The sequence below is a fragment of the Bifidobacterium sp. LH_424 genome (genome assembly GCF_056356895.1).
This window is the reverse complement of the sequence record NZ_JBKEVC010000001.1, coordinates 1-25,045: the sequence shown is the minus strand read 5'-3', so window position 1 is coordinate 25,045 and position 25,045 is coordinate 1. Positions and strand designations below refer to the sequence as shown.

General features: G+C 68.3%; 16 protein-coding genes and 1 pseudogene. 4 read left to right on the top strand and 13 right to left on the bottom strand.

Annotated elements, in window-relative coordinates:
• Window positions 1–2: 2 nt before the first annotated feature.
• The gene (locus AC1AYP_RS00085; protein ID WP_476502555.1) at window positions 3–629 is read right to left on the bottom strand and encodes an NUDIX hydrolase family protein; all 627 of its coding nucleotides are present in this window, start codon (window positions 627–629) and stop codon (window positions 3–5) included.
• A 220-nt stretch (window positions 630–849) separates the two neighbouring features.
• Here AC1AYP_RS00085 and trxA point away from each other — a divergent pair, with 220 nt between their 5' ends.
• Both trxA and AC1AYP_RS00075 read left to right on the top strand, forming a co-directional pair.
• The gene (trxA, locus tag AC1AYP_RS00080; RefSeq protein ID WP_476502554.1) at window positions 850–1,212 is read left to right on the top strand and encodes a thioredoxin; all 363 of its coding nucleotides are present in this window, start codon (window positions 850–852) and stop codon (window positions 1,210–1,212) included.
• Window positions 1,213–1,347: 135 nt separating this feature from the next.
• A complete protein-coding gene (locus tag AC1AYP_RS00075) occupies window positions 1,348–2,877 on the top strand; it encodes a hypothetical protein (RefSeq protein ID WP_476546434.1) in 1,530 nt (509 codons plus the stop codon).
• A 111-nt stretch (window positions 2,878–2,988) separates the two neighbouring features.
• On the opposite strand, the gene AC1AYP_RS00070 is transcribed toward AC1AYP_RS00075, so the two are convergent.
• From AC1AYP_RS00070 to AC1AYP_RS00035, 8 genes are all read right to left on the bottom strand, one after another.
• Entirely contained in the window at window positions 2,989–3,642 is a 654-nt protein-coding gene (locus AC1AYP_RS00070) for a peptide deformylase (RefSeq protein ID WP_476546432.1), read from the bottom strand.
• Window positions 3,643–3,685: 43 nt separating this feature from the next.
• Window positions 3,686–5,074 carry a phosphoglucosamine mutase gene (gene glmM, locus AC1AYP_RS00065; protein WP_476502551.1) on the bottom strand — a complete coding sequence of 463 codons (1,389 nt, stop codon included), beginning with the start codon at window positions 5,072–5,074 and terminating at the stop codon, window positions 3,686–3,688.
• 265 nt (window positions 5,075–5,339) lie between these two features.
• Window positions 5,340–6,209 carry a sulfite exporter TauE/SafE family protein gene (locus tag AC1AYP_RS00060; protein ID WP_476546714.1) on the bottom strand — a complete coding sequence of 290 codons (870 nt, stop codon included), beginning with the start codon at window positions 6,207–6,209 and terminating at the stop codon, window positions 5,340–5,342.
• A 109-nt stretch (window positions 6,210–6,318) separates the two neighbouring features.
• Window positions 6,319–8,928: an aminopeptidase N gene (gene pepN / locus AC1AYP_RS00055; protein WP_476546430.1), complete on the bottom strand. Its 2,610-nt coding sequence runs from the start codon at window positions 8,926–8,928 to the stop codon at window positions 6,319–6,321.
• A gap of 101 nt (window positions 8,929–9,029) precedes the next feature.
• Window positions 9,030–10,895 carry a ribonuclease J gene (locus AC1AYP_RS00050; RefSeq protein ID WP_476546429.1) on the bottom strand — a complete coding sequence of 622 codons (1,866 nt, stop codon included), beginning with the start codon at window positions 10,893–10,895 and terminating at the stop codon, window positions 9,030–9,032.
• 193 nt (window positions 10,896–11,088) lie between these two features.
• Window positions 11,089–11,994, bottom strand: a complete 906-nt coding sequence (gene dapA / locus AC1AYP_RS00045; RefSeq protein ID WP_476531545.1) for a 4-hydroxy-tetrahydrodipicolinate synthase — start codon at window positions 11,992–11,994, stop codon at window positions 11,089–11,091.
• 58 nt (window positions 11,995–12,052) lie between these two features.
• Complete coding sequence (gene dapB, locus AC1AYP_RS00040) at window positions 12,053–12,808, bottom strand: 4-hydroxy-tetrahydrodipicolinate reductase (protein ID WP_476502547.1); 756 nt, start codon at window positions 12,806–12,808, stop codon at window positions 12,053–12,055.
• Between the two features lie 135 nt (window positions 12,809–12,943).
• Window positions 12,944–16,858 (bottom strand): SNF2-related protein, encoded by a 3,915-nt coding sequence (locus AC1AYP_RS00035; protein ID WP_476546428.1) that lies wholly within the window; start codon window positions 16,856–16,858, stop codon window positions 12,944–12,946.
• 141 nt (window positions 16,859–16,999) lie between these two features.
• Here AC1AYP_RS00035 and AC1AYP_RS00030 point away from each other — a divergent pair, with 141 nt between their 5' ends.
• Together AC1AYP_RS00030 and AC1AYP_RS00025 are read left to right on the top strand one after the other, a co-directional pair.
• Window positions 17,000–18,367, top strand: a complete 1,368-nt coding sequence (locus AC1AYP_RS00030; protein WP_476546426.1) for a bifunctional phosphopantothenoylcysteine decarboxylase/phosphopantothenate synthase — start codon at window positions 17,000–17,002, stop codon at window positions 18,365–18,367.
• 68 nt (window positions 18,368–18,435) lie between these two features.
• Window positions 18,436–19,200 (top strand): type III pantothenate kinase, encoded by a 765-nt coding sequence (locus AC1AYP_RS00025; protein WP_476502544.1) that lies wholly within the window; start codon window positions 18,436–18,438, stop codon window positions 19,198–19,200.
• A gap of 65 nt (window positions 19,201–19,265) precedes the next feature.
• Here the strand turns inward: AC1AYP_RS00025 and AC1AYP_RS00020 are convergent, their stop codons facing one another.
• The 4 genes and pseudogenes from AC1AYP_RS00020 to AC1AYP_RS00005 all read right to left on the bottom strand — a co-directional run.
• On the bottom strand, window positions 19,266–20,693 hold the full coding sequence (locus tag AC1AYP_RS00020; RefSeq protein WP_476502543.1) for an ABC transporter substrate-binding protein: 1,428 nt from the start codon (window positions 20,691–20,693) through the stop codon (window positions 19,266–19,268).
• A 131-nt stretch (window positions 20,694–20,824) separates the two neighbouring features.
• A complete protein-coding gene (locus tag AC1AYP_RS00015; RefSeq protein ID WP_476502542.1) occupies window positions 20,825–22,165 on the bottom strand; it encodes an ABC transporter substrate-binding protein in 1,341 nt (446 codons plus the stop codon).
• Between the two features lie 276 nt (window positions 22,166–22,441).
• Window positions 22,442–24,520: a beta-galactosidase gene (locus AC1AYP_RS00010; protein ID WP_476546425.1), complete on the bottom strand. Its 2,079-nt coding sequence runs from the start codon at window positions 24,518–24,520 to the stop codon at window positions 22,442–22,444.
• Window positions 24,521–24,935: 415 nt separating this feature from the next.
• Window positions 24,936–25,045: pseudogene (locus AC1AYP_RS00005) on the bottom strand (carbohydrate ABC transporter permease); the annotation flags it as partial.

Sequence of the window (25,045 nt, the reverse complement as noted above, 5' to 3'; positions counted from 1 at the left end):
TTCTATGCGCCGCAGTATTCCAGCGCCTTGCGCACGATGCGGGCGTGGCCGTTGGGCATCTGGTCGAGGAACGTGTCGAGCAGGTCCGAATGCGGGTCCACCCATTCCACGTCGAGCGTCTCGTCCTGCGGATGGCAGTCGCCGGCGATCGGCACCACGTAGCACAGCGCGATCGCGTGCTGGCGCGGATCGTAGTATTCGCTCAGGCCCGGCGTCGGGAAGAACTCGGCGACGGTGAACGGCTGCAGGTTGACGGGCAGCATGGGCAGGGCGATGTCGCCCAGGTCCTTGGCCACGTTGCGGGCGATCGCCTCGCGCAACGTCTCGTGGAAGAGCACGCGGCCGGAGATCAGCGCGCGTTCGACCGAACCGTCGTCGGTGACGCGCAGTAGCGAGCCGACCTGCGCGACGCGGCCGAACTCGTCGGTGCGCACCGGCACGATCTCCACGTATGCGATGGGCATCTGGCCTCGGGCGCGGTTGATGTCCGCGGGGTCGAGCCATCCGGGGGGATTGCCGTGGCCGGAGCCGCGGATGAAGTCCTCCGGGGTGACGTGGTCGAATTCACCGCGCGGACGGTCGGCGTCGAAGTCGCCCTCGTCCGGCACCTCATCATTCATCACTGGCATGCTCCCCATTATCACGCGCCGAACTGACATGCGCCCCCGCATGCCCACATTCGCCTTTGCTCTGCGCCCCCTTCAGGGGGAGCTGGCCGCGCGGCGGGCTGAGGGGGTGCCCGCACGCGCCCCGCCCTATCCCCTCAGCCTTCAGCCCAATCCCCTTCCCGTTGTTCCCCCGTGACGGTTTACTGGGTACCGGTAGCGACACATATAAGAAGGAGTCATCATGGCCACCACGCAGATCACCTCGGCGGAGTTCGAGAAGACCATCACCGGCAACGAGATCGTATTCGTCGATTTCTGGGCGACGTGGTGCGGACCGTGCCGCGCGTTCGGCCCGATCTACGAGGAGGCGAGCGACAAGCCGGAGAACAAGGACATCGTGTTCGCGAAGGTCGACATCGACCAGAACCAGGATCTGGCGGCGGCCGCCGGCATCCAGGCGGTGCCGACGCTGATGATCGTCAAGGACGGCTCGGTCGTGTTCCAGCAGGCCGGCGCGCTGCGCGCCGAGGACCTCGACGACCTCATCGCCCAGGCGAAGAAGCTGGATGTGGCCGCCGCGAAGGCGGAGTCCGGCCAGGCCTGATTCCGGTGGCCGGTCGCGGACCTGGTTCCGCACGTTCGGCGGCGTGCATGCGTGCCGGGCGACCCCTCGTCGCGGGTCGCCCGGCACGCTATGATGTTGGGCAGCGATAGGCATGGGGGTTGAGGAGTTGAGGATATGGTGAACAAGCATACTGACGGAACCGTGGACGAGCCGGACTTCGGCTCGCCGAAGGCGCTGCTCGACGCGCAGGACGACGGCGATTGGGACATCCCGTCGCTCACGTTCCCGTCCGTGGACGAGACGGGAATCCACAAGGCGGGGAAGCCCTCCCTGTCGTTCCCGCAGGTCGACGGCGAGACGACGGTGGCGGCCGGCCATACGGCCATGCCCGCCGTCCCGCTGCCGCAGGCCACGTCGACCAGCGAGACCACCGTGCTGCCGCCGGTGGGCGACGGTCCGACGGCCCCCGCGGCCCACGACGCGGCCGAATCCGAGGCGACCACCGTGCTCACGCCCGGCGGTATCGACGCCGTGGCGGATCCGGCGCGTCCGGAGGCCACCGGCCTGCGCGGCATCATCGAAGGCACCGACGGTCACGGCGAACCGGACGCCGGTGCCGCCGCCGTCCCGCCCGTCGCTTCCTGCGCGGCGGGAGGCGGTGCGACGGCGCGCAGGTCCGCCCCGTCGCGCAGGAAGCTGTTCATCGGCATCGGCGTGGTCGCCGTCGTCGCCATCGCGGCCGGAGTCGCCGCGTTCCACTACGTCCAGCAATCCGGCGAGCAGGCGCGGTTCGACACCGCCCTCGCCGCGTGCAAAACCTCGGCGAACGACGCGACGAAGGCGAACGACGCGCTGGCCGCCGCCCTGAAGAAGGCGAAGGACGCGCAGAACATCACCGCTGACAAGCTCGCCGACGCGCAGACGCTCACGAAGCTCTCCAACGCGATCGACGACGTGCAGTCCACGGACGCGACGCACGCCTGCTCGGCCACGCTCACCACCGCCGAACTGAACGCGCACGCCGAACAGAACACGAAGCTCGCGAGCACTCTCGCCGCCTCCACGAAGTCGCTGAATTCGGCGGTGAAGGCCGTGACCGACAGCCAGGACAAGAAATCCGAGGCCGAGGCCGAGACGATCAAGCAGAACCTCCAGCAGGCGGTGACCGATGCGCAGACCCTGCTGACGGACAGCGAGGGCGCGGTCGCCGATGATTCGACCCGTCAGACCCTCCAGTCCGCCGTCGACAAGGCGAACAGCCTCCTCAAGGAGAAGAAGCCGAAGGCCGCCGACCTCCAGCAGGCGCTCACCGACATCCAGAACGCCACCGCCGCGGTCAACGAGTCGATGAGCTCGCGGTACACCACCAGCGGCTCCACGAGCGGCTCCACCGGCACGGGCAACAGCTACAACTACGGCAACAGCGGCTACGACAACAACAGCTACAACAACGGCAACAACGGGTACGGCTACTCGAACTACGGCTACGGCAGCTACAACTACGGCAATGGGTACGACAGCGGCACCACCGGCGGCACGGACCAGAGCCAGAGCGGCACGCAGAACGGCGGGACCGGTACGGGAACGGGCACCGGGACCGGGACCGGCAGCAACAGCTCCGGAAGCACCAGCGGCTCGGGTTCCAACAGCGGAACCGGATCGGGCACGGGAACGGGCACCGGGACCGGCAGCACCGAGGAGTAGCCAGGCATAACCAGGCGTAGATACAGGAACCGGCAACGACGGCGAACGCCCCTGCGACCACATCGGTCGCAGGGGCGTTCGTCATATCGGCGGCCGGGCCGCCGCGCCGCGTTACAGCTCGAAGCCGAGCTCCTCGGCGGCCGCGGTGGGCACCGGATCCTCGCACCAGAAGTCCTCGAGGTTCTCCGTGGTCGTCAGGGACCGGATCTCCGCCTGGTCGATGTACAGCTCGCCGCTCAGATGGTCGGTCTCATGCTGGAAGATGCGCGCCGGCCAGCCGTGCAGCCGCTCCTTGTGGCGGACGCCGTCCTCGTCGTCCCATTCGGCCTCGATGTCGAGCCAACGGCGGCGCACCGCCTGGTAGCCTTCGAAGCTCAGGCAGCCCTCGTAGAAGCTGGCGGTCTTCTCCCCCACCGGCGTGTACTTCGGGTTGATGATCACATGGAACGGGAATTCGGCGATCTCGCGCGGATCGTCCTCGTCGTCGCGCACATGGTCCTCGACGACGGCGAGCGCGAGGCCGAGCCCGATCTGCGGGCCGGCGAGGCCCACGCCGGGCGCGTCGAGCATCGTCGCGCGCATCACGTCGATGAGCTTGGCGAGCGTGCGCTTGGACAGCTGGCCGTCGTAGGCGGCGCACTGGATGCGCAGCACCGGCTCGCCGGCCTCGACGATCGGCAGGATGCCCTCCTTGCCGCCGGATTTGATGAGTTTCTCGACGTCGCGGTTGAGCGCGAGGTCGACCTTCGTGTTCTTGCCGAACATGCGTGACTCCTTATAGGGGTGGGCGGGGTGACCGGGACGTGGCCTACAGGGCGAGTTCCTCGGCGACGACCTTGGCGAGGCGGTCGCACACCTCGTCGGCCTGCTCCTGCGTGGCGGCCTCGGCCATGACGCGCACGAGCGGCTCGGTGCCGGAGGGGCGCAGCAGCACGCGGCCGGTCTCGCCGAGCAGCTTCTCCTCGCGTTCGACGGCGGCCTGCACCTTGGCGTTGGTCGTGGCGGCCATCTTGTCGACGTTCGGGACGTTGACGAGCGTCTGCGGCAGCTGCGGGAAGTCGGCGGCCAGCTCCTTGAGGCTCTTGCCGGAGCGGACGACCTCGTTGCACAGGGTGAGGGCGGTCAGCGTGCCGTCGCCGGTGGTCGCGAACTCGCGGTTGATGACGTGGCCGGACTGCTCGCCGCCCAGCGTGTAGCCGCCGCGCAGCATCTCCTCGAGCACGTAGCGGTCGCCGACGGCGGTCTGCACGGTCTTGATGCCCATGTCCTTCAGGGCGAGTTTCAGGCCCAGGTTGCTCATCACGGTGACGACGAGCGTGTTGTCGGCGAGCTTGCCCGCCTCCTTCTTGGCGCGCGCGAGGATGCCCATGATCTGATCGCCGTTGACCATGTTGCCGTCCTCGTCCACGGCGAGGCAGCGGTCGGCGTCGCCGTCGAACGCGACGCCCATGACCGCGTCGGTGGCCTTGACCATGGCCTGCAGCTGCTCCGGGTGGGTGGAGCCGGCGTGCTTGTTGATGTTGTAGCCGTCCGGGGAGGCGTTGATGACGATCACGTCGGCGCCGGCGCGGCGCAGCGCCTCGGGGGCGACGACGGAGGTGGCACCGTTCGCGCAGTCGGCGACGATCTTGAGGCCGCGCAACGGCTTCGGCTGCGTCTTGTCCGGGTTGAGCGGGGCGATCGACGAGACGAGATGGTCGATGTACAGGTTGGTGGCGGTCACCGTGTCGTGGCTGACACGGCCCACGCCGGCGCCGGTCGGACGCTCCCAGTCCTGGCCGAGCACCGCCTCGATCTCGTCCTCCTTCGCGTCGGGCAGCTTGTAGCCGCCACGCGCGAAGAACTTGATGCCGTTGTCGGGCATCGGGTTGTGGGAGGCGGAGATCACGGCGCCCATCTCCACGTTGAGCACGGAGGTGAGGAACGCGACGCCCGGCGTCGGGATGATGCCGGCGTCGATCACGTCGAAGCCGCCGGCGGCCATGCCCGCGGACAGCGCGGAGGCGAGGAAGTCGCCGGACACGCGCGTGTCGCGGCCGACGAGCGCGCGACGGCGGCCCTCGGGCTGCGTCTCGTCCTTCTGTCCGGCCTTGCCCAGCACGCGCACGGCGGCGTCGCCCAGGTCGAGCGCGAGACGCGCGGTCAGATCACGGTTCGCCAATCCGCGGACACCATCGGTTCCAAACATCTTCGGCATTGTTCTGCATCCTTCATTCGAATATCCGGACATCGTCGGGGAGCCGCGCGCCGCGCGCCGCATGGCGCACGCCGGCGCGTCCCCGTTACCTTGCCCCATGGTAATCGGCGTGGGCCGGCAAATCACCCGGCTCGCCCGATTGCCGCCCAAATCGGCCACAATCGTGCGCCGCGCGCACGGCGACGCGCGCACGGCGACGCACGCACGGCGACGCACGATGCGGGAGTCCGTGCCGACTTCCGCGGCGGCGTTCGGTAGGCGGCGTTCAGTAGGTCTTCAGCGCGAGGTCGATGGTGAGGACGACGCCGGCGATCACGGCGGCGGCGCGCATCACGTTCGCGGGAATGCGGCGGGTGATGGGCGGGGCGATGTAGCCGCCGATGAAGCATCCGATGCACAGCATGATCGCGGCCGGCCAGTCGACCGCGCCGCGCACGATGAACACGACGGACGCGGTGATGTTCGCGCCCGTGCCGATCAGCGTCTTCAACGCGTTGATCTTGTGGAACGGGCCGATCTTCGCCGCGTCGAGCACGGCGAGCGCGAGCGTGCCCGCGCCGGCGCCGAAGTACCCGGAGTAGACGGCGACCGCGACGACGCCGATCCACACCCACCAGGAGTCCCGCTTCAGCGGCTGCACGGGCCGTTCGAGGGAATCCGCGCCGGATGCTCCGGCCACGCCGGTAGCACCGGATGCACCGTCCTGCATGCGCGCGAGCTGCGCGTGCGCGTCGGCGGCCGCCTGCTTGGCCTGCATGCGCCCGCGCGGGTTGACGGCGATGATGAGCGACGAGAACAGGATCAGCGCGGGCGCGGCGAATTCGAACACCTTCGGGTCGAGTTCGAGCAGCAGGTACGCGCCGGCCACGCCGCCCACCGCGCCGATGGACACGTAGACGGCGACACGCAGCGCCTGCCCCTTGAGCTCGCGGTGCGCGCCCATCACGCCGCCGATGCCGGTGCCGACCACGCCCACCGTGTTCGACGCGTTCGCGAGCACCGGCGGGATGCCGCAGGCGAGCAGCGCCGGATACGACACGAGCGACGACGCGCCCACCGCGTACCCGACGAATCCCGCGCCCACCCCGGCGAGCAGGATCAACAGCAGCGTGACGACGGAAAAACCCGCGACCATCCCTTCGGCTCCTCTCATGCAAGGCTCCATGGGCGAAGGCCCATGACCTTGTAGGGAGGATACGCCGTTGGGGAACGGGCGCGGGTTTTCTCTTGCTATGCGGACTGCGTCACAGGCTCTCGTTGTACCGGCGGACGGCGAGGGTGCGGCGCGAGGAGGCGACGTTCTCGACGACGAGACGCTTCAGGGCGTCGTCGGCGTCGGCGTGGGCGGCGAGCCAGGCGTCGCCGAGCGAGACCAGCGTGGCCGGATCGGCGTAGCCCGGGTAGAGGCCGTTGAGCAGCGCCTCGGCCATGTGGTAGGTCTTGTTCGACCAGATCCAGTCGATCGTCTCGAAGTACTTCGCGGCGTACGGCTCGGCCAGGTCGGGGCGCGGCGTGGCGGCGAACCCGCGGGCCACGGCCTCCAGCTGGCTGTTGGTGAGCTCCGCGTTGTGGAGCGCCTGGTCCCACGCCCAGGCCTTCGCCTCGGCGGTGCCCTTGACCGCGTGCGCGCCGTAGGCGAACTCGCGGTTCTCGGTGGTCTCCTTGCGCTTGAGCTGCGCGTCGATGTCGTCGTCGGAGTACTCGTTCACGGAGGCGAGCGCGTTCACGATCGTCCACGTGAAGTTGTTGTCGATTTCAAGACCGTCGAACTTCACATCGCCGGAAAGCAGGCCGCGGGCGTTCGCGGCGAACGCGGCGTCGCCCTCCTCGCCGTAGCCGAGGTAGGCGGTGGCGAGCTGGAACTGCGCGTCGGAGCCGGGCTCGGCGGCGCGCACGAGCTCGAACAGCTCGGCGGCCACATGCTTCAACACCTCGTCGCGGCGCGAGGCGGCCACGTAGTGGTGCACGGTGGTGCTCATGCAGGCGAGCGCGTAGCGGAACGTGGTGGATTCGGTCTCGTGCGCGAGCAGGCGCAGCGTCATGTCGACGAAGCGCTCGGCCGGGAACTCGCCGTCGCGGGTCATGTCCCAGAAGGCGAGCCAGATGACGGCGCGGGCGAGCGCGTCGTCCACGTCCTGCAGGTGCTCCTCGGCGAAGGCGAGCGAGGCGGCGTCGAAGCGGATCTTCGTGTAGGTGAGGTCCTCGTCGTTGACGAGCAGCAGCGCGGGGCGGCGCTTGCCGGCGGCCGCCTCGACGATCGTGGTCTCGCCGTCCACGTCGAGTTCGACGCGGTCGGTGCGCACGACCTTGCCGGTGGCCTCGTCGAGATCGTAGAAGCCGACGGCGAGACGGTGCGGGCGGAGCACGGCGTGCTCGGCCGGGGCGGTCTGCGTGAGCGTGAGCTTCGCGATCGCGCCGTCCTTGCCCTCCTCGATGGCGGGGAGGATCGTGTTGATGCCGGATTCCTCCAGCCACTTCGCGCTCCACGCCTTGAGGTCGCGGCCGGAGGTCGCCTCCAGCTCGCCGAGCAGGTCGGCGAGCGTCGCGTTCGCGTACGCGTGCTTGTCGAGGTAGTTGTGGATGCCCTGGAAGAACTTGGCGCGGCCCACGTAGAACACGAGCTGCTTCAGCACGGAGGCGCCCTTCGCGTAGGTGATGCCGTCGAAGTTCACGTACGTGTCGTTGAGGTCGTTGATCGGCGCGACGATCGGGTGCGTGGTGGGCAGCTGGTCCTGGCGCAGCGCCCAGCTCTTCTCGCCGGAGCAGAACGTGGCCCAGGCGTCGTGCCATTCGGTGGCCTCGGCGGTGGCGAGCGTGGAGGTGAACTCGGCGAAGGACTCGTTGAGCCACAGGTCGTTCCACCACTTCATCGTCACGTAGTCGCCGAACCACATGTGGGCGAGCTCGTGCAGGACGGTGACGACGCGGCGCTCGGCGAGCGCGTCGGTCACCTTGGATTCGAACACGTAGGAGTCGCGGATGGTGACCATGCCGATGTTCTCCATCGCGCCCGCGTTGTATTCCGGCACGTAGATCTGGTCGTACTTGGCGTACGGGTAGGGCACGCCCCAGGTCTTCGCGTAGAAGGCGAAGCCCTTCTTGGTGATGTCGAACAGGTAGTCGACGTCCTTGGCGAACGCCTCGGCGAGCGACTGGCGGCAGTACTGCGCCATCGGCACGATGCGGCCGTCCTCGTTCGCGTATTCGGTGTGCCATTCGGCGTACGGGCCGGCGCAGATGGCGGTCAGGTAGGAGCTCATCACCGGGGTCGGCTCGAAGCTCCACAGCTTCGTCGTCTCGTTCGGCTTCGCCTCGAGCGTGCCGTCGGCGGTCTCACGCGCGAAGTCCTCGACGGTCCTGACCGGCATGTTGGAGGTGACGATCCAGCTCTTCGGGGCGAGCACCTTGAAGTCGAAGGTGGCCTTGAGATCGGGCTGGTCGAACACGGCGTACACGCGGCGGGCGTCCGGCACCTCGAACTGAGAGTACAGGTACACGTTGCCGTCGGACGGGTCGACGGAGCGGTGCAGGCCCTCGCCGGTGTTGGAGTAGCGGCACTTGGCCTCGACGACGACCTCGTTCTTCTCCTCGAGGCCGGCGAGCTCGATGCGGTCGTCGGCGAACGCCTCGGCCGGGTCGAGCGCGCGGCCGTTGAGCGTGATCGCGCTCACCTCGTCGGCGATGAGGTCGAGGAAGGTGGACGAGCCGGGCTTCGCGTTGAAGCAGATCAGGGTGTGGGAGCCGAAGGTCTTGGCGCCGACGGTCAGGTCGAGGTCCACGTGGTAGTGGATGGGCGCCTCGACGATGGACTTGCGTTCCTCGGCCTCGATGCGGGTCAGGTTCGATCCGGGCATGGTGTTCCTACTGTTCCTTTCCTATGAACATGCTCCCCCTGGAACCAGGGGGAGCTGGCCGGCCGTCGGGCCGGACTGAGGGGGGTGTGCCGGGGCTCCGGTCAGTGCTGTTCGGTGACGTCGGTGGCGATGTCGGCCACGACGGGCACGATCATCGGCTTGCGGCGCAGCTGGCGGGCGATCCAGCCGCCGAGCGTGCGGCGCATGATCTGCTGCAGCTTGTACGTGTCGGTGGTGCCGGCCATGAGCGCGTCGTTCAGCTGCTCGACGATCTGGTGGCGCACCTTGTCGAACTCGCTCTCGTCCTCGGCCACGGCGTTCAGGTAGATCTTCGGGCCGGAGACGACCTCGCGGGCCTCGGAGTCGACCACGACGAACGCGGAGACGAAGCCCTCGGTGCCGAGGATGCGGCGCTTCTCCAGCTCCTCGTCGGTGAGCTCGCCGACCGAGTCGCCGTCGACGTACACGTAGCCGCACGGCACGGAGCCGACGACCGCGGCCTTACCGTGGTACAGGTCGACGACGTCGCCGTCCTCGGCGAGCACGACGTTCTGCGGGTCGACGCCGGTCTTCACGGCGATCAGGCCGTTGGCGACGAGGTGGCGGTTCTCGCCGTGGATCGGCATCGCGCACTTCGGCTTGACGATGTTGTACATGTACAGCAGCTCGCCCTCGTTGCAGTGGCCGGAGACGTGCACGGCCGCGTTGTCGCGGTTGACGACCTTCGCGCCGAGCTGGACGAGCTTGTTGATGACCTTGTACACGCCGTGCTCGTTGCCCGGGATGAGCGAGCTGGCGAGGATCACGGTGTCGAACTCGTTGATGTGGATGTCGCGGTGGTTGCCGTCGGCGATGCGGCCGAGGGCGGCCATCGGCTCGCCCTGGGAGCCGGTGCACATGTAGACGAGCTTGTCGTCCTGGATGTCGTTGGCCTGCTTGAGGTCCACGACGGTGCCTTCGGGGATGTGCAGGTAGCCGAGGTCGGCGGCGATGGACATGTTGCGCACCATCGAACGGCCGACGAACACGACCTTGCGGCCGTACTTGTGGGCGGTGTCGACGACCTGCTGCACGCGGTGCACGTGCGAGGAGAAGCTCGCGACGATGATCTTGCGGGTGGCCTGGGCGAACGCCTGGTCGAGCGCCGGACCGATGGAGGTCTCCGGCTTGACGAAGCCCGGCACCTCGGCGTTCGTGGAGTCCATCATGAGCAGGTCCACGCCCTTCTCGCCGATCTTGCCGAACTCGACGAGGTCGGTGATCTTGTGGTCGAGCGGCAGCTGGTCGAGCTTGATGTCGCCGGTGTCGATCAGGGAGCCGGCCGGGGTCTTCACGTGCACGGCGAGCGCGTCCGGGATGGAGTGGGTCACGGTGATGAACTCGAGGTCGAACGGGCCGACCTTGAGCTTGTCGCGGCCTTCGACCTCCACCTTGGTGGGGTTGATGTGGTGCTCCTTGCACTTCGCGTCGACGAAGGCGAGGGTGAGCTTGGAGCCGATCAGCGGGATGTCCTCGCGCAACTTGAGCAGGTAGGGCACGCCGCCGATGTGGTCCTCGTGGCCGTGGGTGAGCACGAGCGCCTCGACCTTGTCGAGACGGTCCTTGATGTAGTGGAAGTCGGGCAGGATGAGGTCGACGCCCGGCTGCTCCTCCTCGGGGAAGAGCACGCCGCAGTCGATGAGCAGCAGGTGGCCGTTGTATTCGATGACGTTCATGTTGCGGCCGATCTCGCCGAGGCCGCCGAGCGGCGTGATGCGCATCGAGCCCTTGCGGTACTTCGGCGGGGCGATGAGCACGGCGTCCTGCTGGGGCGCGGTGGCCTGCGTGCCGACGTTCTGGTGGCGGGCGCGGGAGGCTCCGCCGCGGCCGCGGCCGGTGCCCTTGCCGCGGGTCGAGGAGCCACGGCGGCGCGATGCGCCCGAGTTCTTGGAGGAGTTCTTGGTGTTCTTTTCTTTGTCTTGTGCCATTGCTTTCTTGTGTTTCCTGTAATTCTTGCCTTCGTGCTCTCACGAAGGCGACAGATGTGTCGGCTCGCGGCCGGCCCATGCACGCGGGAACCCACGTATGCGCGTATGCGTGTGAACGCGAACGGCCCCGGCTCCCCCGCGCGTCGGCGTCGTCATGACGCGCGCGCCGGGGGTGCCGGGGCCTCGTCGCCCGTTACAGCAGGCCTGCGGCCCGCATGCCCATCTCGGCCTTCTCGAGCTGGGTGGCGTCCGGGCCGACGTTCGGCAGACGCATGAACGTGGAGTCGAGCACGCCGCGGACCTTCAGCGCGGCCTTGGCCATGACGGCCTGGTAGCCGTCGCCGTTGAGCGCGTGGACGAGCGGTGCGAGCTGGTTGGCGAGGCGCTGCGCCTCGTGGATGTCGCCGCGGTCGAAGGCCTCGACGAGCTGGCGCATGGGGTTCGCGGCCGCATGCGCGATGACGGAGATGATGCCGACGGCGCCGATGGAGAGGAACGGCAGGAACAGGCCGTCGTCGCCCGAATACCAGGCGAGGCCGGTGCGCTGCTGCTTCTCGACGGCGGCGGCGAGGTCGCCGGTGGCGTCCTTGACGGCCACGACGTGCTCGAGCTCGGCGAGACGGTCGTAGGTGTCGACCGTCACCTTGAGGCCGGTGCGGCCGGGCACGTCGTAGACGATGATTGGCTTGTCGGTGCTTTCGTCGACGGCCTTGTAGTGGCCGAAGACGCCGTCCTGGGACGGGCGGGAGTAGTAGGGCATGACGACGAGCACCGCGTCGGCGCCCGCCTCCTGGGTCTGTTCGACCATGCGCACGGTGTGCGCGGTGTCGTTGGAACCGGCGCCGGAGATGACCGGCACGTCGACGACCTCCTTGACCGCACGGACGAGGTCGACCTTCTCGTCCATGTGGGTGACGGGCGATTCGCCGGTGGTGCCGTTGACGACGAGGCCGTCGGCGCCGTCGGCGACGAGCTGCTTGGCGAGCTTCTGCGCCGCCGCGTAATCGACGTCGCCGTTGGACTTCATCGGGGTGACCATCGCGGGCAGGATACGCCCGAACGGGGCAGGATTCAGCAGATGCATAGCGCTCTCAGTCATAGTGTTCACCGTACTTCGCGTTGTGGACTCTTCTGTAACGTGCGATCACGGAGCGCGATCACAGGTCGAGGAACTTGTCGAGGCCGACGGTGAGTCCCGCGGGGGCGTCGCCGGCGAGCTTGCGCACGGCGAGCAGGACGCCGGGCATGAACGAGCCGCGGTCGAAGCTGTCGGCGCGGATGACGAGCTGCTCGCCGGCGTTGCCGAAGAGCACCTCCTCATGCGCGTTGAGGCCGCGCAGGCGCACGGCGTGCACGTGGACGCCGTCGACGACCTGGCCGCGCGAGCCGCCGTCGGTCTGGGTGTTGTCCGGCACGGGGCCGAGTCCGGCGGCCTTGCGCGCGGCGGCGATGCCGGCCGCGGTGTGGATGGCGGTGCCGGAGGGGGCGTCCACCTTGTCCGGGTGGTGCAGTTCGATGACCTCCACCGATTCGAAGTACTTGGCGGCCTGCGTGGAGAAGTGGTCGGCGAGCACGGCGGAGATCGCGAAGTTCGGCGCGATGAACACCTTCTGCGTGTCCGGGCGCGGGCCGGCGGCGATGGCCTCGCGCACCTCGGCGAGCTTCTCCTCGGTCCAGCCGGTGGTGCCGACGACCACGTCGACGCCCTGCGCGACGAGCGCGAGCACGTTCGTCAGGCTCACGGCGGGCACGGTGAACTCGACGACGACGTCCGTGTTGTCCGGCGTGATGGCGGTGAGGTCGTCGCCCGCGTCGAGCGCGAGCGCGAGCTGCGTGTCGGCCGCGCCGTTCACCGCGTCGACGACGTGCGATCCCATGCGTCCCTTGGCGCCGACCACCGAAACCCTGATCATGTTGTGCTCCTTGTCTTTCTATATCCCTTGCGGGGCGTATCCGTCACGAGACTATCACCGCCGTCGCGCCGGCCGCCGTTTCGCCCACCTGTCAGACACCACCTGTCAGACAGCCGTTTCCGGCGGTCCCGGCGGCTATTCCAGCAGACCCAGCAGGTCGTCGCGGGTGAGCGAGGCGATGGACGCGGGCGCGGCCCCGGCGAGCGCGGACGCGTCGGTGAATTGCCGTGCGAGCGCGCTTTTCGCGTGCTGCAGTTCGAGGATGCGCTCCTCGATCGTGTCCTTGGCGACGATCCGGTACACGTCCACGTCATGGCGTTGGCCGATGCGGTGCGCGCGGTCGGTGGCCTGGTCCTGCGCGGCCGCGTTCCACCACGGGTCGGCGTGGATGACGACGCTCGCGCCCACGAGGTTCAAACCCGTGTTGCCCGCCTTGAGCGAGATGAGGAACACGGGGGTCGCATCGGCGTTGAACCGGTCGACGAGTTCGAGGCGGCGTTTCTTCGGCGTGGAGCCGTCGATCCGGTACCAGGCGACGCCCTGCGCGTCGAGCCGTTCGCCGATCAGGTCGAGGAATCCGGTGAACTGCGAGAAGACGAGCGCCTTCTTGCCTTCGGACATGCAGCTGGAGACGAGTTCGGCGATGGCGGCGAGCTTCGCGGACCGGTCCTTCGCGTTCGCGTAGAGGAGCCGCGGGTCGCAGCAGATCTGGCGCAGTCCGGTCAGTTCGGCGAGGATGCGGATCTTCGACGTGTTGAAGTCGTCGTCCTCCTCGTGTTCGAGCTGTTTGCGCAGGCGCTGCTCGTGCGCCGCGTACAGCTTGCGCTGTTCGCCCTCCAATTGCACGGTGACGGTGGTCTCGATCTTGTCGGGCAGGTCGGTGAGCACCTGCGACTTGAGCCGTCGTTTGATGAACACGCCGACGAGCGCCTGGAGACGCCGTGCCACGCGTAGCCCTTCCGGGTTGACCTGCGCGGCGGCGCGCCCTTCGGGGCTCGACGCGTCGGCGGCGCGCGCGTTGGAGATCGGCAGTTCGTAGCGCTCGTGGAACCGCTTGTACGAGCCGAGCAGCCCCGGCATGAGGAAGTCGAAGATGCTCCACAGTTCGCTCAGCCGGTTCTCGATCGGCGTGCCGGTCAGCGCGAACCGGTGCGCGGCTTCCACGGTCTTGACGGCTTTGGCGATCTTCGTCGTGTGGTTCTTGATGACCTGCGCTTCGTCGAGCGCCATCACGTCGAACCGCACGCCGCGGTAGTCGTCCACGTCGCGGCGCAGCAGGTCGTAGGAGGTGATGAGCACGGTGGCCGCGGCGTCGCCCGCCGCGACCGACGCATCATCGTCGCCACCGTCCTCGCCGTCCGCCGCGCCGCCCGCGCACCGCGCGATGGCGGCGCGGCGTTCCGCCTTCGTCCCGGCGACCGTGACGGCGCGCACGCCGGGCGCGAACTTCGCGAACTCGGCGGCCCAGTTGTAGACGAGCGACGCCGGGCAGACGATGAGCGACGGCAGGGCGCGTTCCGGCGGCGTTCCGGCGTTCCGGCGCGCCTCGGCGAGCGCGACGAGCAGGGTGATGAGCTGCACGGATTTGCCGAGTCCCATCTCGTCGGCGAGGATGCCGCCGAATCCCTTGTCGCATAGGGTGCGCAGCCACCGGTAGCCGTCTACCTGATACGGCCTGAGCACCCGGGCGAGCGACGCCGGCACCTGGTAGCGCGCGGGGTCGATGGTCTTGAGCTCGTCCACGTACGCCATGAACGAGGGCTCCTTGACGACGCCCCCGCCGGCGAGTTCGCCGTCAAGCAGGAACGCCTGCATACCGGGCAGCGTGACCGGCCCCGCGTCGAGTTCGCTCTCGGACAGGTCGAAGTCGCCGGCGAACCGGTCGAGCGCATCCAGGTCGGCGCCGCGCAGGTCGACGAACGTGCCGTCCTTGAGCCGGTGGAAGCGTTGGCGGCGGCGGTAGGCGGCGAGCAGCGAGCCGACCTCGTCGGGCGGCACCTCGTCGGCGATCGGCGAGATCTCCACGAGGTTCGACGTGACGGACAGGCCGACCTTCACGCTCGGCGGCTTCGGCGCGAGCATGCGGTCGAACGCGGGCGTGGTGAACACCTTGCCCTGCGCGCGCAGCGCGTCGAGGCCCTCGTCGAACAGGGCGACGATGCGCGTCGTCTCGTCGCGGCCGATGCGCGCCGGCCGCGCGGGGTCGTCCACCGAGAAATACGTGCGCACGAGGTCGGACATGGCTCTCTCGGCGCCGAAGTCACGCCCCGCGCCGACCTCGGGCGTGAGTCCCGGCGCGAAATCGCCGCCACGCTGCGGCACGACCGTCATCACGCGCGAACCGTACCGGGCCTTCGCCTCGCAGGTGACGCCCTTCTCGTCGCGGTCGAGGTAGAACTCGGGTTCGCACTCGACGGGCCGCATCAGCGCGATCTCCTTCGGCACGTTGCCCGCGGGCATGAGGCCGCTGTCGAGCAGGCGCGGCAGCAGCGTGCGCGCGAACAGGGGCGCGTCGTCGAAGGCGATGTGCTCGCCCTCCGGAGCGCCCGCGCCGCCGGCATGCCCCACACCCGCCAGCGCATCCCGCGCGTCCGGCGCGGCGCACACGACGGGCAGCAGGTCGGCGACCGGCTCCAACGCCTTCGGACAGCGCACGAACCGGTATCCGGCGGCGCTCACGTGCAGCGTCTCGCGTCCGCGTCGGGAGAGCGCCGTGCCGCCGGGGCGCACCGCGCGTCCGTTCCCGTCCGCGGGCGGCAGCATCAGCCACATGCCCCGCTCCCCCGCGATCACGGCCGCGACCGGGGGCGTGCCGGCGAGCGCGTACCCGTCGACGCCGCCATCGCCGCTGATGCGCGTCATCGTCACGATCGGCGCGAACGCGGCCGGCCCGCCGTCCGTTCCGCCGGAGCCGCCGGGCATCCCCTCCACGCGCACGGTGGATGGCGACGACTCGTACCATGAATCGAGCACGAGCCCGATCTCGCTCCCCGCGACCAGGTCGAGCAGACGCGCGACCTCCGAGGCGGCGAGCGTGAGATGCCGACCGAGTTCCACGCCGCCGAAACGGCCGTAGCGCACGTCCTGCACGTCGACGGCGCGGCGCACGTCCGCGACGCGGTCGAGGAAGCCGAGCAGCGCGCGCGACCGGTCGTCGAACATACCGCGCGTATGCGTGAACGCGAGTTTCTTCCCGTACTCCCGGTACCGGTGGAACCGCACGTCGTCGAGCAGGTCGTCGATCGATTTGAGCACGTAGGAGGCGCCGCCGCGCGCGCCGATGCGGAACTGGACGCTCCACCGGTCGGACAGGCAGGTGAGGGTCGGCGTGAGCTCCACCTCGCCGGGGCGCGGCGTGCGGGGGTCGGCTCCCGCGCCGCGCCGGGTGCCGGACGCGCGACCGCCCATGCCGTCCGATGTGCCGGCGGCGATCATGGCGGCGCGGCGTTTCGCCTGACGCGTCGTCTCCTCCTGCTCGTCGATGCGCTGCATCGCGGCGAGCAGGCCGCGCGACGAACGCACCGCCGACTTCGCGCCGTACCCGGCGAACCCCTCCGGGTCGGCGACGAACGCGAGTACGAGCGCGGCCATGTGCTTGCAGATGTCGTAGCCGCGCGCGTAGGCGGGGCAGGTGCAGCCGCCGCCGGTCACGTCGCCGGTGTCCGTATGGAAGTACACGTTGACCGTATAGCGGCTGGCCGGGCTGGAACTGCCGCGGATCCTACCGGAGATCGTCGCGAGTCCGGTGCGCGCGTCCAGTTCGTAGGCGCAGTCGTCAATCATGCGGCTGCGCGCCGCGGCGATCGTATGGGCGCGCATGAGCACCACGGGCGAGGCGTCGTCCGACAGCGAACGGCGCAGGGATCTCAGGGGGACGCCGTCCCCTGCGTCGCCCCGGGCCCCGTCCGCGTCCCATGCGCCGTAGCCGACGCCGCCGAAATCATCGGCGGCGTCGCCGGCACTGTCGTACCCGTCGTCCGCGTACCCGTCATCGTCCACATGGCCGAACACGCTGAACCCCATGCCGCGGCTCCTTTCCTTCCCTGCCATTCTAGGAGACTCCCGCCGCCGGCCGCCGGACGGCCGCTATACTGGTGTGCGGCGTCGACGGGTGGTCCGCGGCGACCGCAGTGCACGGCGGCATCGGCATAGGTTCGACCGGGATTCCCGGCCGGGAGGCTTTTCACAACCATGGCACGTATTCTTCTGGGGGTCACCGGCAGCATCGCCGCGTTCAAGGCCTGCCATCTCGCGTCCGACTGGACGAAGGCGGGGCACACGGTCCGCGTGGTCGAGACGGCGGCGGCGGAACGGTTCGTCACGCCGCTCACCTTCACCTCGCTGACCGGCGAACCGACGCGCACCGCGATGTTCCCCGACTCCCCCGCCGTCCCCGGCGATGTGGCCGCGAATCCGGCGCCGGCGACCATCAACCATGTGAAGGACGCCGCCTGGGCGGACCTGCTGGTCGTGGCGCCGGCGAGCGCCGACGTGATCGCGCGCATCGCCGCCGGGATGGCCGACGACACGCTCACCTCCACGATCCTCGCCTACGAGGGCCCGAAGCTCCTGTGCCCGGCGATGAACGTACACATGTACGACAATCCGGCCACCCAGCGCAACATCGGCGTCTGCCGTGATTTCGGCTGGACGGTGCTCGATCCGGCGTCCGGCACGCTCGCCTGCGGCGACACGGGCCGCGGCCGCATGCCCGAGCCGGATCAGATCGAACGGGCGGCCGCCGCGCTGCTGGCGGGCGGCGACGGGCGCGGCGACGCGGATGCGCGCGATGACCGCGATGATGCGGATGCGCGCGTCGACGCGGACGATACGCCGACCGAGCGCATCGATGGGGCGGATTCCCATGGCGCGACCGCATCCCTGCCGCTCAGGGGCCTCAACGTGCTGGTCACGGCGGGACCGACGCAGGAGCCGCTCGACCCGGTGCGGTACCTGACGAACCATTCGACCGGCAAGATGGGCTACGCGCTGGCCGCGTCGGCGGCCGAGCTGGGCGCGCACGTCACGCTGGTCTCCGGCCCGGTCTCGTTGGCGGAGCCGGAGGGCGTGGACGTCGTGCACGTGACCACGGCGCGCGACATGTTCGAAGCGGTGTCGGATTCGTTCGCCGCGGCGGACATCACGGTGATGGCGGCGGCGGTCGGCGACTTCCGCGTCGACGACGTCGCCCCGGAGAAGATCAAGAAGGCGGGGCGCGAGTCGATCACGCTGACGCTCGTGGCGAATCCGGACATCCTCGCGTGGGCGGGCGGTCGCAAGCGCGACGACGGCTCACAGGTGCTGTGCGGGTTCGCGATGGAGACCGAGCATCTGGTGCGCAACGCGGCCAGGAAGCTCGCCGGCAAGCATTGCGACATGCTCGTGGCGAACGATCTGCGCGAGCCGGGCGCCGGATTCGCGACGGACACGAACGTGGTGACCGTACTCACGCCGGGCGGCCCGGACGAGCAGACCCCGCACATCGAGCACTGGGACCTGATGGACAAGACCGCCCTCGCCAAGCGCCTGCTCCTCCGTCTCGCCGCCCTGCGCAAATAGCCACGGCATCGGCCCCAGGCCGATACCATCCACAGCCTCCCTCTGACGAATCAAAGGAGATACGCATCATGCTGATGGCCGTCGATATCGGCAACACGAACATCGTGATCGGTTTTCTGGAGGGCGACCGCATCGTCGGCTCCTACCGCATCACCACGAAGGCGACGCACACGTCGGACGAGTACGGGCTCATGATCACGCAGTACCTCGCGCTGAGCCACTACACGGCCCGCGACGTGGACGACGTGATCGTCTGCTCGGTGGTGCCGAAGGTCATGTACTCGTTCCGTTCGTCGATCATCAAGTTCCTCGGCATGGAGCCGATGATCGTCGGACCGGGCATCAAGACCGGCATGAACATCCGTCTCGACGATCCGAAGACGCTCGGCTCGGACTGCATCGCCGACTGCGCGGGCGCCTACCACACGTACGGCGGCCCGATCCTGGTGGCCGACTTCGGCACGGCGACGACGTTCAACTACGTGGACGGGACCGGCACGATCGTCTCCGGATTCATCACGACGGGCATCCGCACCGGCGCCGAGGCGCTGTGGGGCCAGACCGCGCAGCTGCCGGAGGTGGAGATCACGCGTCCGAAGTCGATTCTGGCGACGAACACACGCACCGCCATGCAGGCGGGTCTCTACTACACGTTCCTCGGCGGCATCGAACGCACGATCGATCAGTTCCGCAGGGAGATCGACGAGCCGTTCCAGGTGGTGGCGACGGGCGGGTTGAGCCGCATCTTCAAGGACGACACGGACATGATCGACATCTACGATCCGGACCTGATCTTCAAGGGCATGGCGTACATCTACTCGCGCAACGCGTGAGCGGGGCCGGAGCGAAGCCGGGTGGGGGCCGGAGCCGAAGCCGGGTGGGGGCCGGCTTCGGCCCGTCAGCGGCTGAGCACGTTGAAGCCCTGGTTCACGCCGTATTCGCGCACGTCGGCCTGCCAGGCGGCGATGCCCTTCCTGAGGGTGATCTTCTCGCCCGGGTTCTCGCGCGGCTGCAGCGGGTTGCCGTCCTCGTCGGTCATGCCGAGGCGGATCTCATGGCGGCGTTTGACATACGACTGCCAGGCGCTCGACCACCGGTAGGATTTGCCGACGGTGGCGCGGAAGTCGGATCGCGCGTACACCTCGAACGGCAGGTACTGGTAGCCGACGGACACGTTCTCGGCCGCGTCGGCGAGCACCCGGTTGAACTGCTGTCCGCCGAAGTACGGGATGTCGATGCCGTTGGAGGCGCGCACGGTGGTCTTGGTGAGGAATTCGCGGCTGGACAGCGTGGCGAGGTCGGCGGGGAACGAGCCGCCGGCGACGCGCGCCTCGATGCCCTGCCGGTCGTGCGTGACGAAGTCGACGAAGCGGTAGGCGGCCTCCGGTTTGCGCGTGGATTGGAGGACGGTCATCGCCGATCCGCCGTTCTCCGCGTTGGTGGGCTGCCCGTCGGGCGTGGGCATCGGCGCGACGCGCCACAGTCCGGCGGCGCCGAGCACGTTCGACAGCAGCATCGACGGCATCCACGCGCCGGAGAACACGGAGGCGATGTCGCCGGTGCCGAGCGCGCGCTTCCAGCTGTCCGACCATGTGGTGCGGTGCGTGTCGATGAGTCCTTCGTCGATCATCTTCTGCCAGAACGCGGTGAACCGTTTCGTGCCGTCATCGCCGGTCAGATTCACGGTGACGGTCTTGCCGTCCGGGCTGGTGTGGAACGGCTGTCCGCCGGCGAGCCAGATCATCGCGTCGTAGAAGCTGGCGTCGCCCGCGTCGGCGGCGATGTACACGCCGATCTGCTTGAGTTTCTTCGCCGCCTCGTAGTAATCGTCCCAGGTCCTGATCTGCGAGGCGTCGACGCCGACCTGGTCGAACACGGATTTGTTGTAGAAGAACGCCATCGGGCCGGAATCCATCGGCAGGCCGTAGACGCGCCCGGCGAGCTGGACGCTCGACCAGGTGCCGGGCGTGTAGAAGTTCACGTAATCGTCGCCCACGTAGTCGGAGATGTCGAGCAGCTGGCCGGACACGGCGTACTGCAGGAGCGCGAAGTATTCGATCTGAGCCACGTCGGGCATGCCGTAGCCGTCCTGGATGGCGGTGTTGAGATTCTCGTAGCCGGAGATGTTCCGCAGTTCGACGACGACGTCCGGATTGTCCTGTTCGAAGCGGTCGACGACCTCCTCCATGCTCGGCTCCCAGCTCCACACGGTGATGTGCGTGCGCGTGTCCGTCGCGGCGCCGCATGCGGCGGTCGCGACGACGGCGAGCGAGGCGCACGCCACGGCGGCGGCGCGTCTGATCCGTGCGACGATTCGTGATGCCATGCCGACCAGTCTACACACCGGGCCTCATGGTTCCGGGCATGGGAAAGCCCCGTCGATCGCGGGGAACGACGGGGCTTGGGATTTCATCGGCTCATCCCGTCAGGGATGCCACCGAATCAAGGCTCGAAGGCTCACTTGACGGTGAAGCCCTGGTCCTTGCCGTAGTCCTGCAGGGCCTTCTGCCAAGCGGCGATGCCGTCGGAGAGCTTCTGGTCGCCGGTGTAGGACTTGCCCATGTAGTCACCGAAGATGGTGCGGGCCTTGACCTCGAAGGGCAGGAACTGGTAGTCGGAGGAGACGTTCTCGGCCGCCTGGGCGAGGACCTCGTTGTACTTCTGGCCGCCGAAGTAGTCGACGTCCTGGCCCTCGGAGTTCTTCACCGTGGTGGCGTTCTTGAAGGAATCGGACTCCATCGACTTCTTGTCGGCCGGGAAGGCGCCGCCGGCCACACGGGTGGCCACGCCGTCGCCGTGGTTCGCGTACTCGATGAACTTGTACGCGGCGTCGGACTTGGTGGAGGACTTCAGCACGGCCAGCGAAGAGCCACCGTTCTCGGAGTTGGTGGCGGAGCCGTCGGCGGTCGGCATCGGGGCGACGCGCCACTTGCCGGCACCCGCGGCCGCGGAGTTGGCCAGGTTGGCCGGCATCCACGCGCCGGTGAGCAGGGAGGCGATGGTGCCGTCGGTCATGCCCTTGAACCAGTCCTCGGACCAGCCGGTGGTCTTGGTGTCGAGCAGGCCCTCATCGAGCATCTTCTGCCAGAAGTCGTTGAACTCCTTGACCTTCTCGTCGCCGGTGAGGTTGATGGTCACCTCGGAGCCGTCGGAGGAGGTCTTGAACGGGGTGGCACCCGCCAGCCAGGTCATCGAATCGTAGAAGCCGGCGTCACCGGTGTCGGAGGTGATGTAGTAGTTGTCGCCGAGGGCGTGGATCTTCTTGGCGGCCTGGTAGTAGTCGTCCCAGGTCTTAATCTGGGTGGCGTCGACGCCGGCCTTGTCGAAGACGTCCTTGTTGTAGAAGAACGCCATCGGGCCGGAATCCATCGGCAGGCCGTAGACCTTGCCGGCGAACTGCACGGAGGCCCACGGGCCGGGCGTGTAGAAGTCCTTGTAGCCGGAGGTCTTGTCGGTGATGTCGAGCAGGTTGCCCTTGATGGCGTACTGCGGGATCGCGTAGTACTCGATCTGGGCGACGTCCGGGGCGCCGGAGCCGGCCTCGATCGCGTTGTCGAGCTGCGTGTACTCCTTGGTGTTGGTGCCGACGTTCTTGAGGTTGACCTTGATGCCGGTCTTCTTCGTGAAGTCCTTCGCCACCTGGGTCAGCGTGGGCTCCCAGGCCCACACGGTAATCTCCTTGGCGTCCTTCTCCTGAGCCGGCTGCGAGTTGGTATCGGAACCGCAGGCCGCGACGCTGGCGAGCATCGCGATCGCGCCGGTCAGCGCGATGGCCTTCTTCGCATTGGTGAACTTCATCGTCCTTGTGCTCCTTCCCTTCGACCGTCCGTCCGGCCGAAGACCTGTTGTCTACCACTTCCATCGACGACTCCGGGATTCGTACGATCCTGAACTCCCGGCCGTGGGAATCCGTTGTGGTTCCTACCTTCTTCGTCATTGATGGTTGCGATAACATCAATTATACATATAACGCGATATTCCGCCACCCGGTCCGGCGTGTTATCGCAACCACACCGGTCGCGGCCACGACGGACCGGACGGGGCCGCGACCGGGATGGGCGCGGCCCCGTTCCGTCACAGCTTGACGACGAGGACGCCGTTCGGCTGGATGGCGGCCGTATGCTCGCTGTCGTTGACCTGGGCGAGCGAGGCGACGAGCGGCTTGCCCTCCACGTCCACGACGGCCACGTCGTGCGTGCGGTTGAACAGGAACACGAAGTGGTTCTCGTCCGTCACGTCCGCGCGTTCGATGCGCAGCACCTCGCCGCGGTCGTCCTCGGCCGGGATCTCGACGCCGAGCACGTCGAGGATCTCCGGCAGGCTCGTCGCCAGCCCCTCGCGGCCGAGCTTCGCGCCGACGTACACGGCCTTGCCGTCACCGAAATCGTTGACGGTGATGGCGGGCGCGCCGTCGAAGCCGGTCCACTTGTCGGCCTTGAAGGTCTCGAGCACGCGGGTCGTCTCGGCCACGGAGCCGATCACGTCGGCGATGTCGTGCGCGACGGCGCCGTTCGAGAGGTCCAGATGGTCCATCGCGCCAGGGAAGTCGTCGCCCATCGGCGCGTGCTCCTCGACGCGCACGCCGACGACGTCGCGGATCGAGCCGGGGTAGCCGCCGAGCCAGATGTGGTCGCGTTCGTCGGACAGTCCCGTGTAGTAGGTGACGATGACCTTGCCGCCGTTCGCCACGTACTCGCGCACGCGGCGCGACGTCTCCTCGGAGAGGATGTAGACGGCGGGCAGCACGACGGTGTCGTAGCCGTCCCAGTCGCCGCGCACCGGCACCACGTCGGCGGTGACGCCGACGTCGGCGAGGGCGCGGAACCAGTCGAGCGGCTCGGTCCAGTGACGCACGTTCTGGGTGGGCGTCGCGGTGTGCTCGGTGGCCCACTGCGACTCGTAGTCGAAGACCACGGCCACCTTGGACTTGACGAGCGTGGTGCCGAGAAGGCCTTCGTCGGCGAGCAGATTCAAGTCGTCGCCGAGTTCGCACACGTCGCGGAACACCTGCGAGTCGGGGCCCGCGTGGGGCACCATCGCGGAATGCCACTTCTCGGCGCCCGCCTTGGACTGGCGCCACTGGAAGTAGCAGATCGCGTCCGCGCCCATGGCGAGATGCGCGAGCGAGTCGCGCACGAGCTCGCCCGGCTCGTTGCGGTAGTTGATCGGACGCCAGTTCACGGACGACGTGGAGTGCTCCATGAGGAACCACGGATGCTTGCGCGCGATGCCGTCGGTGAGGGACGCCGAGTAGGCGAGCTCGTCGAGATGCGCCTCGCCGGGCGTGAAGTAGTGGTCGTTGGACACGAAGTCGACGTCGTAGCCCCACTTGTCGTAGTCGAGGCCGGTGCCGCCGGCGGAGACCATGAAGTTCGTGGTCTGCGGCTTGGGCGCGATCTCGAGCAGCGTGTCGCGTTCGGCCTTGTAGAAGTCGAGCAGCGCGTCGGAACTGAAACGCTTCCAGTCGAGCAGCTTGCCCGGGTTCATGAAGTTGCCGTCGCCGATGAAGCGCGGCGGGATGATCTCGGAGAAGTCGTTCATGTGCTGCGCCCAGAACGCGGTGCCCCACGCCTCGTTGACGGCCTCGATCGTGCCGTAGCGCCTCTCGCACCAGTCACGGAAGGCGCGCGCGGCGTCGTCCGAGTAGTCGAAGCGGTTGTGGCAGCCGTACTCGTTGCTCACATGCCAGGCGACCACATACGGGTTGTCCTTGTAGTGCTCGGCCATCTTGCGGCACAGCTTCAGCGCGTAGTCGAGGAAGACCGGGCTGGTGGCGCGCCAATGCTGGCGGGCGCCGGGCTGGCACACGTCGCCGCGGTAGTCGACCCAGAGGATCTCCGGGTGCGCCTGCGTCATCCACATCGGCGGCGAGGCGGTGCCGGAGGCGAGGTCGACGGCGATGCCGGCCTTGCCGAGTTTGTCGATCACGCGGTCGAGCCAGTCGAAATCGTATTCGCCCTCACGCGGTTCGAGCTTCGCCCAGCTGAAGATGGCGACGGACACGAGGTTGACGCCGGCCTCCTTCATCAGGGTGATGTCCTCGTCCCACACCTCTTCGGGCCACTGGTCGGGGTTGTAGTCGCCGCCATACCAGATGCGCGGCTTGCCGCCGCCCAACGGCTGCGGCCACTGGAACGTCCTATGTTCACTCATAACAAAATCCTTAGTATCAAGCTTCGGAATCGGCTTCGGAATCGCCGCGGAATCGGGCGTGAGCCCGATTCGGTATTTCTGCGCCCCCTTTAGGGGGAGCTGGCGCGCGAAGCGCGGCTGAGGGGGTGGGCTCCCTCTGACGAGGGAGCTGTCCGCCGCAGGCGGACTGAGGGAGAGACAGCGGCCGCAGGCCGCAGGAAACAGGATCGGCCTTCGGCCGATGCGATCTCCCCGCGGCCTTATGGCCGCTCTCCTTCTCTCCCTCCGCCAGCCCATGGCCGGCACCTCCCTCGTCAGAGGGAGGCAGGAAGCCACATCGGCCGCAAGACCGATACCGTTCCCCGCGGCCTACGGCCGCGGTCTCTCCCCCACCCGGCTCCGCCGGGAGCCCCCTCGTCAGAGGGGGCCGACCGTGTCACTCCTTGACGGCGCCGGCGGCGAGGCCGGACTGCCAGTACTTCTGCAGGCACAGGAACGCGACCACCAACGGGATGATCGTGATCAGCGAACCCGTGATCACCAGGT